Origin of the sequence: Methylogaea oryzae (assembly GCF_019669985.1) — a bacterium.
GTDB lineage: Bacteria > Pseudomonadota > Gammaproteobacteria > Methylococcales > Methylococcaceae > Methylogaea > Methylogaea oryzae.
Map to the genome: position 1 here is coordinate 437311 of NZ_AP019782.1, position 13994 is coordinate 451304.

Annotated in this window: 14 protein-coding genes; 6 read left to right on the forward strand and 8 right to left on the reverse strand. The window is 65.3% G+C overall.

The features are described 5' to 3' along the window. Positions 1-52 precede the first annotated feature (52 nt). A complete protein-coding gene (locus K5607_RS17995; protein ID WP_246598930.1) occupies positions 53-778 on the reverse strand; it encodes a J domain-containing protein in 726 nt (241 codons plus the stop codon). A 296-nt stretch (positions 779-1074) separates the two neighbouring features. On the opposite strand from K5607_RS17995, the gene K5607_RS02265 reads away from it, so the two are divergent. Next, positions 1075-1524 (forward strand): hypothetical protein, encoded by a 450-nt coding sequence (locus tag K5607_RS02265; protein WP_054774776.1) that lies wholly within the window; start codon positions 1075-1077, stop codon positions 1522-1524. Positions 1525-1585: 61 nt separating this feature from the next. On the opposite strand, the gene K5607_RS02270 is transcribed toward K5607_RS02265, so the two are convergent. Together K5607_RS02270 and K5607_RS02275 are read right to left on the reverse strand one after the other, a co-directional pair. Beyond that, positions 1586-4060 carry an ABC transporter permease gene (locus K5607_RS02270; protein ID WP_221048065.1) on the reverse strand — a complete coding sequence of 825 codons (2475 nt, stop codon included), beginning with the start codon at positions 4058-4060 and terminating at the stop codon, positions 1586-1588. Then, positions 4060-4737 (reverse strand): ABC transporter ATP-binding protein, encoded by a 678-nt coding sequence (locus K5607_RS02275; protein ID WP_221048066.1) that lies wholly within the window; start codon positions 4735-4737, stop codon positions 4060-4062. Before K5607_RS02275 ends, K5607_RS02270 begins: the two co-directional genes overlap by 1 nt. A 24-nt stretch (positions 4738-4761) precedes the next feature. Between K5607_RS02275 and K5607_RS02280 the strand changes: the two genes are divergently transcribed. Further along, the gene (locus tag K5607_RS02280) at positions 4762-5412 is read left to right on the forward strand and encodes an arylesterase (RefSeq protein WP_221048067.1); all 651 of its coding nucleotides are present in this window, start codon (positions 4762-4764) and stop codon (positions 5410-5412) included. On the opposite strand, the gene K5607_RS02285 is transcribed toward K5607_RS02280, so the two are convergent. Both K5607_RS02285 and K5607_RS02290 read right to left on the reverse strand, forming a co-directional pair. After that, on the reverse strand, positions 5396-6676 hold the full coding sequence (locus K5607_RS02285) for a D-alanyl-D-alanine carboxypeptidase family protein (RefSeq protein WP_221048068.1): 1281 nt from the start codon (positions 6674-6676) through the stop codon (positions 5396-5398). The genes K5607_RS02280 and K5607_RS02285 overlap by 17 nt on opposite strands. A gap of 135 nt (positions 6677-6811) precedes the next feature. Beyond that, positions 6812-8707 (reverse strand): ATP-binding cassette domain-containing protein, encoded by a 1896-nt coding sequence (locus K5607_RS02290; protein ID WP_221048069.1) that lies wholly within the window; start codon positions 8705-8707, stop codon positions 6812-6814. Positions 8708-8797: 90 nt separating this feature from the next. On the opposite strand from K5607_RS02290, the gene K5607_RS02295 reads away from it, so the two are divergent. Genes K5607_RS02295 through K5607_RS02305 form a run of 3 tightly spaced genes read left to right on the forward strand, consistent with a single transcriptional unit; the run spans position 8798 to position 10764 of the window. Further along, complete coding sequence (locus K5607_RS02295) at positions 8798-9166, forward strand: response regulator transcription factor (RefSeq protein WP_054774283.1); 369 nt, start codon at positions 8798-8800, stop codon at positions 9164-9166. Continuing rightward, positions 9159-9779 carry a chemotaxis protein CheX gene (locus K5607_RS02300; protein WP_054774284.1) on the forward strand — a complete coding sequence of 207 codons (621 nt, stop codon included), beginning with the start codon at positions 9159-9161 and terminating at the stop codon, positions 9777-9779. The genes K5607_RS02295 and K5607_RS02300 overlap by 8 nt, the downstream gene beginning before the upstream one ends. Next, positions 9772-10764, forward strand: coding sequence for a GGDEF domain-containing protein (locus K5607_RS02305; protein WP_054774285.1), 993 nt, complete (start codon positions 9772-9774; stop codon positions 10762-10764). The genes K5607_RS02300 and K5607_RS02305 overlap by 8 nt, the downstream gene beginning before the upstream one ends. Here K5607_RS02305 and K5607_RS02310 read toward each other — a convergent pair. Then, entirely contained in the window at positions 10749-11675 is a 927-nt protein-coding gene (locus tag K5607_RS02310) for an AEC family transporter (protein ID WP_221048070.1), read from the reverse strand. The two genes, K5607_RS02305 and K5607_RS02310, sit on opposite strands and share 16 nt — an antisense overlap. A gap of 53 nt (positions 11676-11728) precedes the next feature. Between K5607_RS02310 and pyrF the strand changes: the two genes are divergently transcribed. Continuing rightward, complete coding sequence (gene pyrF, locus K5607_RS02315; protein ID WP_054774624.1) at positions 11729-12451, forward strand: orotidine-5'-phosphate decarboxylase; 723 nt, start codon at positions 11729-11731, stop codon at positions 12449-12451. A gap of 81 nt (positions 12452-12532) precedes the next feature. Here pyrF and K5607_RS02320 read toward each other — a convergent pair whose 3' ends face one another. Both K5607_RS02320 and K5607_RS02325 read right to left on the reverse strand, forming a co-directional pair. Beyond that, positions 12533-13435: an NAD(P)-dependent methylenetetrahydromethanopterin dehydrogenase gene (locus tag K5607_RS02320; RefSeq protein ID WP_054774623.1), complete on the reverse strand. Its 903-nt coding sequence runs from the start codon at positions 13433-13435 to the stop codon at positions 12533-12535. A 35-nt stretch (positions 13436-13470) separates the two neighbouring features. After that, on the reverse strand, positions 13471-13893 hold the full coding sequence (locus K5607_RS02325) for a globin domain-containing protein (protein WP_221048071.1): 423 nt from the start codon (positions 13891-13893) through the stop codon (positions 13471-13473). Between the last annotated feature and the right edge of the window lie 101 nt (positions 13894-13994).

Here is a 13994-nt window from a genome sequence, read left to right on the forward strand (position 1 = left end):
GCTTATGCAGGGTAAAAAACCTATTAGCAAAAAGCAAGTTGTTGCGGCGGGGCTACTTTCTGAGCAATACATCCTTGGCCAGATTGATGCGGGTAGCCAAATAGTCCGAGCCGCCCCGGTCCGGGTGGAATTTCTGCATCAAGCGACGATGGGCGGCGACGATGTCGCGCTCGGATGCCCCCGCTTGCAGCCCCAGCACCTCGCTGGCCTCGTCGCGGCTCATCGTCTCGTTGCGGGAGGACTGTTTGCCATCGCTCCGGCTCCGGCTATGGACGCGGCGCCAATCGGCGCCGTGCTGCCGATCCAAATAGGTTTCCAGCAAAGCGGCCGAGGCGGCGTCGGCGGATTGCCATTCGCCGTGCAAGGCCAGTAATTGGTCCAGGCTGAGTTCGTCAAGCCGCTTGCCGGCAAAACGTCCCGCCAGCACGGTTCCGCTCAGCAGGCCGCTGGCGTAATCCATGCGCAGGCGCAAGTAGGCGGTTTCCATGTCGCCCAGCCCGCCCCGGGCGCGCAGCTGTAGCCATAGGCGATGCAGCGCGGGCGCCCAGCGCAGTAGTTGCGGGAAATTGCGCGACGCGTAGGCGGCGACTCCGCCCGCGGCGGCCAGCAGCAGGCCGAGCCGGCCGGTGGCGGCCAGCACCAGCAAGGCCAGCGCACCGGCGTACAGGGCGACACGGTGCCAGCGGCCGTGCAGGCGCGGCGCCCAGATTTGCCACAGCCGGCGTCCGCCGTAGAAAAGCAGTCCCAAAATGACCGTGAGCAATAACAGCCTGATCAATTCGGCTCCTCGTGGGTTAAGCCAGACATTATACGAGCCGGCCTTGGAAATCCTCGCGGGAGGCACCGCCCTGGGCGGCGCTTCAGGGGGCCGTCGCCCCGCCGGATGCCGCGATCCAACGGCAAACGTGCGCGGCCAAGTCTTCGCGTTATAATGCCCGCAAGGCTCCCTGAACGCCTTTTGCAGAGCACATCAACTATAACAAATACGCTTTTGATAATGTCTTTCCGGCATGGTAAGTTGCCCCTCGCGGTCTCGACCAGCCGAAAACAGACGTAGAGAGGAGGTAACCGAGAATGTCCGAAGAAAACAATGCATCCAAGAGTCCTTTAGACGCTGCCAAGGGCATCACCGATACCTTGACCAAGCTGCAACAGGAGAAGCCCGCGGTACTGTACGGCGGCATCGCCGGGGTGGTCATCGTGCTGTGGTTCATCATGAGCGGCAGCGGCGGCGGCAACGTTGAGGTGAAGGTGAACGTTTCGCCCGGCCAATCCGTTACCCTGCTCAATCCGAACGGCGGCAAATCCTTGATCGATGAGCAGCCGGGCAACTTCAGCGTTAACGCCGAGGATGAAAAAAGTTTCGTTTGCTACGCGGAAGGCGGCACGGCGGCCACGGTGAAGGACGAAACCATGATTCCCACCATGGGCGGCCAATCCCTGCCGTTCGTCAAAGTTGAAATCACCGGCGGCAGCTGCGCCGGCAAGAGCGGTTGGACCGCCAAGACCAACATCAAGCCCTAATCGGCGGGATGTCGCAACGGCCGCCGGCTGGCAACAGCCGGCGGCCGTTTTCGTTTGGGGCTCATCCCTCCCGCAGCACCGTCAGCGGGCCGACCGTCACCGCGCGCCGCGTCAAAAGCAGTCCGCAAGCCGCCACCAGCAAGGCGCCGACGGCCGGCAGATCGAGCCACAGCGGGCCGTGGAAGGCCGCATCCATGTGCAGCACGCGGCGGTACAGCACCCAGATCAGCCCTTCGGCCACCATGGCGGCCACCGAACCCGCCAGGGCGCCGAGCAGCGCGAATTCCAGCAGCCGGCTGCGCCGCAGCAAGCGCCGTTCGGCTCCCAGCGCGCGCAGCAGGGCGTCTTCCTTGAGGCGTTCGTCCGCTTGGTTGAGCACCGCCGCCCACAAGACCGCCAACCCCGCCGCCAGGGCGAAAACCAGCACGCCGTTCACGGCCAGGGTCGCCTGCCGCAGCACCGTTTGCAGCTGGCGCAGCAACTGGTCCACGTCCAGCAGCGTCACGCCGGGAAATTGCCGCGGCAGATCGGCCAGTTCGGCGCGCCGTTCGGCGGGCAGGTGGAAGCTGGTCAGGTAGCTGTACGGAAAATCCCGCAGGGCTCCGGGCGGAAAAATCACGTAGAAATTCGGCGTCATGCTGTCCCAGCGCAGGCTGCGCAAGCTGGAGACGGTGGCTTGCACTTTGCGGCCGGCGACGGTGAAAGCGAGGCGGTCCCCCACGCCCACATGGAGGCTTTCCGCCAGCTTTTGCTCCAGCGACAGGCTTGGTTCGCTTTCCCCGTCCCACCAGGCGCCGGCGGTGATGCGGTTGCCGGCGGGCAGGTCCGCCGTCCAGGTCAGGCCCAGTTCCCGGGTGAGCGCCCGTTCGCCCTGGGAGCCCTTTTCGGCGAAGGTTTGCGCCGGCTGGCCGTTGATTTCCGTGAGCCGGCCGCGCACCACCGGATAATAGCGGCTGGCCGCCACGCCGGCCGCGGTCAGCTGGCGCTGGAAACGCTCCAGATCCTGCTCGAACAGGTTGATGACGAAATAATTGGGCGCATGGGCATCCAGTTGTCCGCGCCAGTCGTCCAGTAGATCGTTGCGCACCACCAGGCTGACGGCCATGGCCGCCAGGGTGATGGCGAAAGCGACGGCTTGCGCCAGGCTGCGGCCTGGGTGGCGGTTGAGGCTGCGCACGGCGAAGCGCCAGGCCAGGTTGCGCGGTTGCCAGCGTCGGCTCGCTGCCAATAGGGCCCAGGCCAGGCCGGCCACCGCCAATACCAGCAGACCGACGCCCGCCAGCAACAGGGCCGCGGTTTTGCCGTCGCCGGCGTAACGCCAGGCCAGCAGGGCCGCCACGGCCAGCATCCCCAGCCCCGCCAGCCAAGCGGAAGCCGAGGGCGGTTCCAGGTCGCGCCGCAGTACCCGCAGCGGCGCCAGCCGTTCCAGCCGCCACAGGGCCGGCCAGGCGAATCCCGCCAAAATCAGCAAGCCGTTGCCTGCGCCCCAGGCCGCCGGCCGCCAAACGGGCGCCGGAGGCGCTATCGGCAGCAAAGACCGCAAGCTATGCAGCAAGGCTTCTTGGGCCAGCCAGCCGACCAGGACGCCAAGGCCGGCGGCCGACAGTCCAACCGCCAGCAGCTGGCTGCCGATGATCAGTCGCAGCTCGCGTCGTCCGGCTCCCAGGCAGCGCAGCATGGCGACGGCGTCGTAATGGCGTTGGGCATAACGGCGGGCGGCCGAGGCCACCGCCACGCCGCTGAGCAGGGCCACCAGCACCGAGGCCAAGCCCAGGTAGCGCTCGGCGCGCGCCAGCGTATCGCCCAATTCGGGCCGTTCCTGGTCCACGTCGAGCAGGCGCTGGCCGGCCGCCAATCGCGGCTGCAGCCAGTCCTTGAAAGCCTCCCGGCCGGGGCCGGCGAACAGGCCGCGGTAATGGGCGCGGCTGCCGCCGGCGAGCAGGCCTGACGCGGGCAGGTCGGCGGCGTTCATCAGCAAACGGGGCGACAGGCTGTAAAAATCCGGGCGGCGATCCGGCTCGTGGGTCAGCAGCCGGCTGGCCTTCAGGCGCAGCCGGCCCAGCTCGATGTCGTCTTGCAGGGGAATGCCCAGTTCGGCCAGCAGGCGCGCGTCGACCCAGGCTTCGCCCTGGGGCGGGATGCCTTCCGCCGCTTGATCCGGCGCGTCGCTGGTCGCCGCGGTGCGCAGGGCGCCGCGCAAGGGGTAGCCCGCTTCCACCGCTTTGACGCTGGTGAGCAGGAAGCGCTCTCCGGCCACCGCCATGCTGGGGAACTCCACCACCAGCGTGCGGCTCAAGCCCGCCGCATCGGCTTGCTGCAGCCATTCGCCGGGCAGGGGTTGATGGCTTTCCAGCAGCAGGTCCGCCCCCAGCAGTTCCGCCGCCTGCTCCTCCATGCCCCGCTGCAAGCGGTCCGTCAGCAGGCCCACCGCGGTGTTGGCCGCCACCGCCAGCAGCAGGGCGAAGGCCAGCACCGCCACTTCGCCGGCGCGCCAGTCGCGGCGCAGCAGCCGCAAGCCCAATGCCAGGTAGCGCATCAGTCGGCCGCCAGGCGGCCGGCTTCCAGCCGGATGGTACGGCTGCAACGGCCGGCCAGTTCGGCGTCGTGGGTTACCAGGACCAGCGTGGTTCGCCGCTCCCGGTTCAGGCCGAACAACAGGTCCATCACCTGGCGGCCGGTGGCCGCATCCAGGTTGCCGGTGGGCTCGTCGGCGAACAACAGCGCCGGCTCGGCGATGAAAGCCCGCGCCAGCGCCACCCGTTGCTGCTCGCCGCCGGACAGTTGGCGCGGGTAGTGGCTCAAGCGCTGGCCCAGGCCCACCTTGCGCAACAGGGCGGCGGCCTTACTCGCGGCCTGGCCGTCGCCGGACAGTTCCAGGGGCAGCATGACGTTTTCCAGGGCGGTCAGGCCCGCCAGCAGCTGGAACGATTGGAAGACGAAGCCGACCCGGCGGTTGCGCAAACGGGCGCGGCCGTCTTCATTCAGGCCGCTCAACGCTTGTCCGTCCAGACGGATTTCGCCCGCGCTGGGCGAGTCCAGGCCGGCCAGCAAGCCCAGCAGGGTGGATTTGCCCGAGCCCGAGGCGCCCACGACGGCCACCGTTTCGCCCGGTTGTATGGTGAAGCCGATGTCGCTGAGGATGGTCAGCTCGCCCTCGGCGATGGGGACGCGCTTGCATAGATTTTCCACGGCTATAATGGCATCCGGCTTCATTTTCGCTCTCTGCGCGTGTCGGGTATGGGGAAATTCATCGTGTTGTTGCTGGCGGCCTTGGCCGCGGTCGCGCCGGCCAGGGCGGAAACCGTGCTGCTTCTGGGCGATAGTATCAGTGCCGGCTACGGCCTGCCGACGGGACGCGGCTGGGCCGATTTGCTACGGGACAAGTTAAAGCAAGCCGGCGGGGATTATACGCTGGCCAACGCCAGCATCAGCGGCGAAACCAGTGCAGGCGGCTTGGCGCGCATCGACCAGGAACTGTCCATGCACCGTCCGGCCATTGTCATTCTGGAGCTGGGCGCCAACGACGGCTTGCGCGGTTTGCCGCCCGCGCAACTGGCGGCAAACCTGGAGGCCATCGCCCAGCGCAGCCAAGCCGCCGGCGCAAGAGTGCTGTTGTTGGGCATGCGCTTGCCGCCCAATTACGGTCCGCGGTATCTGGCCGCTTATGCCGACGCCTATGCCGCCTTGGCGAAGAAGCTGGGCCTGCCGTTCGTCCCGTTCCTGCTGGAAGGCTTCGCCGAGGATCCGGCTTGGTTCCAAGCCGACGGCATCCACCCCAACGAAGCCGCCCAGCCGCTGTTGGCCGAGCGGGTGTGGCAGGCGCTGCAACCCCTGTTGCCGCCGCCCGCCGCGCCCGCTCAAGCCGGCCGTTTCAAGGCGCGCCGATAACCGCTGTTTTGCGTGCGCCTCCGGCGACGGAGATGCCGCGGATGTTGGCCGTGGGGTTGACGGTCACGCAATGGGCGCGGGACGGCCAGGCTTGGCGGGAACAGATGGCGCTCGCTTGATCCTTGGTGATTCCCGTGATGACCAGATTGTGGCCCGCCGCTCCCTGGCCCAGGTGCGTCACGACCCTCGCTCGGCCGTTGGCGAGGTCCCCCGGCCAGCGCGCCTTGAATTTCTCCAGCACCACGCCCGGCTCGTCGGCGGCGCGGAATTCGCCGATCACCGCGCCCCAGCCGTTGAAGTGCTGGGACGGCGCTTGCGCTTGCTGGGGCTGGGACGGCGCCGCGGATTGCGCCGTCGTCGCGCCGTTGTCCGCCCCGTCGCTGTTGCAGGCGTCCACGTCCAGCGGTTGCGGCCGCTTCAACAGCGTCATCGCCGTGTTTTTGAACAGCTCGTACAGGTTGGGGCGGGCGGCGGCGGATTGCGCGGCGAAACCCTGGTTAAGCAGATAGCTGATGGTGCCGGCCCGCTCGACCCGGCTGGTGCTGCCCAGCAATACGCCGATCAAGCGCCGCCCGGCGCGCTTGGCGGAGGCGACGATGTTGAAGCCGGCGGCGCAGGTGAAGCCCGTCTTCATGCCGTCCGCGCCCACGTAGGAGCTGAGCAAGCCGTTGTAGCTGGGCAGTTCGCGCCCTTTGTAGTTGACCGAGCGGCCGGAAAAATAAGGGTAATAGTTGGCGAAGCGGGTCAGCAGGGCGCGGGCCAGGATCGCCATGTCGCGGGCGGTGGTCACCTGCTCCATGTTGGGCAGTCCGGTGGCGTTGCGGTAAATGGTGTGGGCCATGCCCAGCTGGCGCGCCGTGTCGGTCATGAGGGTGGCGAAGGCGCTTTCCGTGCCGCCGACGCGCTCCGCCAGCACCACCGCCACGTCGTTGGCGGAGCGGACGATCAGGCTGCGGATGGCGGTATCGACGGACAGCTTGTCGCCCGCCTTCAAACCGAGGGTGGTGCCTCGCTGCGACGCCGCGTGGGGCGAGGCTTGCAGCATGTCGGTGGGGGCCAGTTTGCCTTTCGCCATGGCGTCGAAGGTCAGGTACACCGTCATCATCTTGGTGAGGGAGGCGGGGAACCACAATGCGCCGCCGTCTTTCTCGTACAACACGCCGGCGCTTTCCGCGTCCACCACCAGGGCGGCTTGATAATTCGGCGCGGCCAGCGCCGATGGGACGGGCAGCAATAATCCCGTCCCCAATAAAATCAAAGCCAAGGCCCTAACCATTCGCAAGTTTCCCGAAAAGCCGTCGGCCGAAATATAGCACGGCCGGTTTGCCTGACGCGGCGCCGCCATGGTTGGGGTGGCCTGTCCAAGCCCCACGGGTCCGGCGAGGGAGTCGCGCCCGGCTTACGACGCGGCAGCCTGCAGGGCGTCCAGCTCTTCCCAGCGCGCATAAGCGGCGGCCAGTTTGGCCTCCACCTCGGCATATTCGGCCAGGGCCGCGTCCACCTGGGCGCGTTCCTGGCGGTAGAGGTCGCCGGAGTTGACTAGGGCGGACAGCTCGCCGTGGCGGGTTTCCAATTCTTCGATCAGGCCGGGAAGCTGTTCCAATTCGCGCTGGTCCTTGTAGCTGAGCTTCTTGCGGGCGGCGGGCTGGGGCTTGGCGGCCGGTTCCGGTGCGGCCTCTTTTTTTTCCGGCTTGGCGGTCGGCGCGGTTTTGCGCTGGGCCTGCCAGTCCGAATAGCCGCCGACGTATTCGCTCACCACGCCGTCGCCTTCGAACACCAGGCTTTGGGTGACCACGCCGTCGAGGAAGGCGCGGTCGTGGCTGACCAGGAGCAGCGTGCCGTCGTAGCTGGACAGCAGGTCTTCCAGCAGGTCCAGGCTTTCCAGGTCCAGGTCGTTGGTGGGTTCGTCCATCACCAGCAGGTTGGCCGGGCGGCTGAACAAGCGCGCCAGCAGTGCGCGGTTTTTCTCGCCGCCGGACAGGCTGCGGATCGGCGATCTGGCGCGGGCGGCGCTGAACAGGAAGTCGCCCAGGTAGGACATCACGTGGACCTTGCGGTCTCCCACCGCAACCCAGTCGCGGCCGTCGCCCACCACTTCGGCCACGGTCTGTTCCGGATCGAGTTGGTCGCGCAACTGGTCGAAATAGGCGATGGATAAGCGGGTGCCGTGTTCCACTTGGCCGGAGTCCGGTTCCAATTGCTTCAGCAGCAGTTTGAGCAGGGTGGACTTGCCGGCGCCGTTGGGGCCGATCAGGCCGACCCGGTCGCCGCGCAGGATGGTGGTGGAGAAATCGCGGATGATGGGGCGGCCGCCGAAGGCGATGCTGACGTCGGTGGCTTCGATGACTTTGCGGCCCGATTCCTCGCCCCGGTCCAGCGCCATTTTCGCCGTGCCTTGGCGTTCGCGCCGCTGGGAGCGTTCCACCCGCAGTTTTTTCAGGGCGCGCACGCGGCCTTCGTTGCGGGTGCGGCGGGCCTTGATGCCTTGACGGATCCAAACTTCCTCTTCGGCCAATTTTTTATCGAACAGGGCGTTGTTGTTGGCTTCCTCTTCCAGGGCGGCGGCTTTTTTCAACAGGTAGTCGTTGTAATCGCCGGGCCACGAGGTCAGGTTGCCTCGATCCAGGTCGACGATGCGTGTCGCCAGTTTTTGCAAAAAAGCGCGGTCGTGGGTGATGAACACCACGGCGCCGGGGAATTGCAGCAGCTGCTCTTCCAGCCAGGCGATAGCTTCCAGGTCCAGGTGGTTGGTGGGTTCGTCCAGCAGCAGCACGTCGGGGTTCAGCACCAGGGAGCGGGCCAGGTCCACGCGCCGTTGCCAGCCGCCGGACAGGGCGGCCACGGCTTTGTCGGCCGGCAGGTCCAAGCGGCTCAGCACCGCATCCACCCGTTGTTGCAGGCTCCAGCCGTCGTGGGCGTCCAGCCATTGCTGCACCTGTCCCAGCTCGGCCATGGCGCCTTGGGCTTCCAGCCCTTCCGCCAGCAGGTGATGATAGCGGGACAGTCGCTCGCCGATTTCTCCCAGCGCGCCGGCCACGGCTTCATAGATGGTGGCGTTTGCGGGCAGGTCCGGGGTTTGCTCCAGGAACGCCAGGCGCAAGCCGGGCTGCCGCCAGACCTCGCCGCTGTCGGGCGGCTGCTGGCCGGAAAGGATTTTCAAAAAGGTGGATTTACCTTCGCCGTTGCGGCCGATGAGGCCGACCCGCTCGCCTTTGTCCAGTTGGAAATCCGCTTCGTGCAACAAGGGATGCACGCCGAAGGCGATGGAGATTTTTGCTAGACGTAACTGTACCAAGGTGTATGCAAACCTATAAGTTATCTGTTATTTGACGTTTCCCTGGCGCTGGGCCAGAATTCCCGGCTCCCAAAGCGGTTTTTGACACCAATGAGTTCCGGCAAAACCTTGCTAATCGTAGACGACAGCCGTGTGGCGCGTCTCATGCTGCGTTCGTTTATCAGCGCCATGCGGCCCGAATGGCATATCGTGGAGGCGGAGGACGGCGAAAAAGCCATCGCCTTGACCACCACGGAAACGCCGCACTATGCCACGCTGGACTACAACATGCCAGGCATGAACGGCATGGAGTTGGCGGAAATCCTGGCCGCCAGCTTTCCTGATCTGAAAATGACGCTGCTCACCGCCAATATCCAGGAGCCGGTGCAGCAACGGGCGGCGGCGCTGGGCATCGATTTCGTCGCCAAGCCGATCACGGAGAAAAGCTGTGCGAAAATCGTGGAGCTGTTAGGTGAGTGAGGCGTTTTTACTGACGCCGCTCGAACAGGACGCTCTGACCGAGCTGTTCAACATCGGCGTCGGTTATGCCGCCTCCGCCATGAACGAATTGTTGAACGAGGAACTGCGCCTGTCGGTGCCTTCCATCGAGGTGCTGCCGCGCCAATCCCTGAGCGACGCCCTGCAATTGCAATCCAAGAGCATCTGCGGCGTGCACCAGAGCGTGTCGGGCTTGTTCAGCGCCAACGCCCACCTGCTTTTCCCCGAGGACGAGAGCCTGGAGCTGGTCAAGCTGATGCTGGGCGAAAGCGTTCCCCATAACACGTTGACCGAAATGCAGCAGGAAGCGTTGTGCGAGATCGGCAACATCATCCTCAACGCTTGCGTCGGCGCCATGGCCAATACCATGGAAAACGAATGCCACGCGTCTCTGCCCAGCTTGTTCCGCGGTTCCATGGAACAGGTGCTGGGCTATTCCGAGCAGGGCGGCGAAGACCTGTCCTTGGTTATCTTCATCGACTTTCTGGCGGAAAAACGCCAGATTCGCGGTTATTTGGTGTTTTTGCTCGATACGATTTCCCTAGTGGATTTGAAAGCGGTGCTGGGGGCGTTTCTCGAGAAAATCGGTGCCTGAGGCCGTGGCGCCGCAGCAGTCCGCCTTGTTGGCGCAAATTTGTTATGCCATCAACGCCGGCCTGTTGGCCTTGGATCGGGACGAGCGGGTGGTGATGTGGAACCACTGGCTGGAGCAGCGTTCCGATCTTACCGAAGCATCCATCATCGGCCTGCCTTTCGCCACGGCATTCCCCTCCCTGGTCGGCGGCCGCGCCCATCGAGCCATCAAGTCTGCCTTGGGGCAGGGCATGGCTTCGGTGGTTTCCCAGTCCCTCAATCGCCACCCTTTCCCGCTGCATGTGCAGGTCAACCGCCTGAGCCGGCAGCCTATGCAGCAGGCCATCAGCGTGGTGCCTTTGCTGTGCGAAGGGGAGCGTTATTGCCTGGTGCAGATCCAGGACGTGACGGCGGCGGTGGACCGGGAGCAGGAATTGCACCGCATCGCCCTGGAGTTGGAAGGGCATTCCTATCAGGACGGCTTGACCGGGCTCGCCAATCGGCGGGCGTTCGACCGGCAATTCGAGCTGGAGCTCCGTCGCGCCGTGCGCGAAGAGCAGCCACTCGCGGTGGCTTTGGCGGACGTGGACTACTTTAAAGCCTACAACGACCATTACGGTCACGTGGCCGGCGACGACTGCCTGAGGCGCGTCGCCGAAATCCTCAGTCACGCCACCCGCCGGCCATTGGATATGGCGGCCCGCTACGGCGGCGAAGAGTTCGTGTTTCTCCTGCCCAATACGGATCGGAACGGCGCCAGCTCCATCGGTTCGACCCTGTGCCGCGAGGTGTTGGCGGCGCGTATTCCGCACATGGCTTCAGGCGCGGCCCCCTATATCACCGTCAGCGTCGGCATCGTCAGCCTGGTTCCGCCGCGCGGCGCCGGCGCGGAAACTTTTTTGATGCTGGCCGACCAGGCGCTTTACCGCGCCAAACAGGGCGGGCGCAACCAGGTCTGCGTGGCCGGCGCGGAAGAGTCGTTAGCCGTGTTTCACGCCACCGCCTGAAACAGCCGCCACCAAAACGGCAGCGATAGCCAGCTCGCCAGGGTGGTCAAGGTGACCGCGGCGGCGTAAAAGCCGCTGTCCAGACGAAAGCGGTCGCACAGCACGATGCCCACCACCATGCTGGGCATGGCTGCCTCCAATATCAGCGCCCGCCAAGTGTCTCCGCCGAAATGCAGCGCCGATGCGAGAGGCCATGCCAAGAGCGGCAGCAGCAGCAGCCGCAGCGCCAGCACCGGCGCCAGCAGGGCGATGTTGCGCCAGCGCAGGGCGTCCAGCCGCAATCCCAGGCCCAGGGCGAACAGCATGAGCGGCGCCACTGTGCCGGACATGCGTCCCAGGGCGCCCGCCAGCCAAGCTGGCAGCGTGATGTGAAAGTGGTTTAGCAAGGCCGCGGCCAGCACCGCCCATAGCGCCGGCACCGACAGCAGCGCCCGCCAGGCGCCGTTGTCCTTGCCGCCGCCGCTGCCGTAGGCGCCGGCGATGGTCACGGCCAGGGTCAGCACCAAGGGCATGCAGGCGAATAGGTCGATTTGGATCGCCACCGCCCGCGCCCAGGGGCCGAAGGTTTGCTCCAGCACCGGCAGGCCGAGGAAGGTGACGTTGGGAAAAGCCACGGCCAGGATGGCCGCGCCGCGCTGGGAGTCCGGCGCGGGCAGCCAGCGGTAGGCCAGCCAGGCCAGCGCCACGCCGGCGAAAATCAGCGTCGCGCCGAAAGCGGCGATGCGCAGGGTTTCAACGCCCAGGGCATGGCGCGACAGCACCTCCAGCACCAAGGCCGGCAGCAGAACGTAGTACACCAAACTGGCGATGACGTGGCGGGTCAGGTCGGCATCGAGCTTGGCCGGACGTATAATACGCCAGGCGATGCCGGCCAGAATCATCACCGCCATTTGCAGTACCACGTCGGCCATCGTCTAGTTCCTCAATCCATCACCATCAGCCATTGCACCGATCGGGAGCCCCTATGAGCCATCAGTCCACCAAACTCATTCCGCCGCAAGAACGCCTCATCATGGCGCTGGACGTGCCCAGCGTGGAAGAAGCCCGTGAACTGGTGGAGCGGCTCGGCGATGCGGTGCATTTCTATAAGGTGGGGATGGAGTTGTTCATGGCGGGCGATTATTTCGGCCTGATCGAATGGCTCAAGGCGCGCGGCAAACGCGTGTTCGTCGACCTGAAGTTCTTCGACGTGCCCGCCACCGTCGGCCGCGCTGTGCGCGCCCTCAGCCAGCGCGGCGTGGATTTTGCCACGGTACACGGCAACGACGCCATCATGGAGGCCGCCGCCGCCAACAAAGGCGAGTTGAAAATCCTCGCCGTTACAGTGCTCACCAGCCTGGACCGGGGCGACCTGGACGACCTGGGCTTTGACTGCGACGTGCAGAAGCTGGTGCTGTCCCGTGCCAAGCGCGCCCTGGCGCTGGGCTGCGACGGGGTGATTTCCTCCGGCTTGGAAGTGCCGTTGCTGCGGGAGGAAGTGGACCACAAACTGCTGGTGATTTCCCCCGGCATCCGCCCAGTGGAGAACCGCCCGGCCGACGACCAGAAGCGGGTGGTGACGGTAGAGGACGCCTTCAAGAACGGCGCCGACTACATCGTGGTGGGTCGTCCGATTCGCGACGCCGCCGATCCGCGCGCCGAGGCCTTGCGCGTCCAGGCGCAGATCGCGTCGGTATTCGGCGGCTGAAACGACAAAGCGCCGGTGGCCTTGCGGGCCAGCGGCGCTTTGCTTGCGGCAAGGGCCGCCGAAGCGGCCCGGAACCCTACTCTACATGGATCGCGCCATTTCGAAAGCGGTGCGGAAATCCACGAACACCGGTTCGTCGTGTTGCAGCAGCGATTTCAGCAAAGCGTGCTGTAGCTTGTATTTGAAATCGCCGATGGCCAGCGAGCCGATGCCGATGGCGCCGGGGCTGCCGGTGGCGTGCTTGAGGGGCGCGCCGCAATCGGTGCGCTTGACGCCCTCGATGCCCAGCGGCGGCACGGCGTTGACGTCCGCAGCCACCTTCAGTTGGCCGGCTTCGGCCAGCACTGCGGCTTTCAAGACCTGCACGCCGGCTTTGGCGGTGCAGAACACCACTTCGGCGCTGTGCAGCAAATGGGCTTTGTCCGCTTCCGACGCGGCGCAGGTGCCGTCCAGCTGCACGTTGAACAAGCGGCCGTAGGTGTTGGCTTTATCCAGGGCTGCATCCAGCGAGGCGTGGTCGACGATGGTGACTTCCGCGCCGCAGGAGGCGGCGATCACGCCCGTGGCGATACCCACCGGGCCCGTGCCGCCGAACACCACCGCCTTGCGGCCTTTCAGTTCCAGGCCGTGAATGCTTTTGAGCTGTTTTTCCACCAGGGCCACCAAGGCGGCGGCCGTGGTGAAAGCGCCGCTGGGGTCGGCCATGACCGATACTTGGAACGGCGGCACCATGGCTTTTTTGGCGACCTCCAGCATTTCCACGGCCAAGCCGATGTCGCGACCGCCGATAAATATGCCGGTGTTTTTCGTGCCTTCTGGGCCGCGGGAAAAAATCGCGTCCTGGGTCAGGCCGTTCATGTCCTCCAGTTTCACTCCGCTGAACGGCAGCACGACATCGTAGTCGGCGTCGATCGCCATGTTGATGTCGAAAGGACTGTTATGCGGCATGGGGTCCAGCATGTACAGCACTGTGCGCTTGGACATTTTTTTCTCCTGTTGTGGTTGCCTTGGGTGCCGGACTAATCGTCGTCGTGCATGGATAGCATAACGCTAATCCCGTGGTTGGCTACTTCGCGCCACGCCGCGTCCAGTTCAGCGTCGAATTTCGGGTCGTTCTCCGCCACGGTATTGACTAGGGCGCTCAGCCACAGTTCGTACAGCTCCGGGCCGATATCCAGTCCCGATTTGGCGTGGGATTCGCCCAGGTCCGTCATCTTGGTGGCGGTGATGGCGCTGGGCTCGTGGAAAAACAGGATCAGGTGGCGGATGCCTTGGTCCAGCAGGCGTTTTTGCTGCTCCATATCGGTGTTCTTGAATTTTTCCGCGACCAGCGGGGAACATCCGAGGAATTCGGTGTAGAACTCGTCGATAAACGTGCCGGTCATGCGGCAGCGCCCATAGCTTTTATCCACCAGCTCACAGACGGATTTCTTGTCGGTCATTTTTTTCTCGTTATAGTCCTAAAGCCGCGTCCCGCGCGGCTGCGCACAACCGGAGCGTCCGGTCGCCGTCCCTGCCGTTGCGCGGTGAGTGGCTTGATGCG

Excerpts from the sequence above, each read along its gene's own strand:
- K5607_RS02265 (WP_054774776.1), top strand. The coding sequence starts at position 1,075 with ATGTCCGAAGAAAACAATGCATCCAAGAGTCCTTTAGACGCTGCCAAG.
- K5607_RS02275 (WP_221048066.1), bottom strand. The coding sequence starts at position 4,737 with ATGAAGCCGGATGCCATTATAGCCGTGGAAAATCTATGCAAGCGCGTC.
- K5607_RS02270 (WP_221048065.1), bottom strand. The coding sequence starts at position 4,060 with ATGCGCTACCTGGCATTGGGCTTGCGGCTGCTGCGCCGCGACTGGCGC.
- K5607_RS02320 (WP_054774623.1), bottom strand. The coding sequence starts at position 13,435 with ATGTCCAAGCGCACAGTGCTGTACATGCTGGACCCCATGCCGCATAAC.
- K5607_RS02325 (WP_221048071.1), bottom strand. The coding sequence starts at position 13,893 with ATGACCGACAAGAAATCCGTCTGTGAGCTGGTGGATAAAAGCTATGGG.
- K5607_RS02280 (WP_221048067.1), top strand. The coding sequence starts at position 4,762 with ATGGGGAAATTCATCGTGTTGTTGCTGGCGGCCTTGGCCGCGGTCGCG.
- K5607_RS02295 (WP_054774283.1), top strand. The coding sequence starts at position 8,798 with ATGAGTTCCGGCAAAACCTTGCTAATCGTAGACGACAGCCGTGTGGCG.
- K5607_RS02310 (WP_221048070.1), bottom strand. The coding sequence starts at position 11,675 with ATGGCCGACGTGGTACTGCAAATGGCGGTGATGATTCTGGCCGGCATC.
- pyrF (WP_054774624.1), top strand. The coding sequence starts at position 11,729 with ATGAGCCATCAGTCCACCAAACTCATTCCGCCGCAAGAACGCCTCATC.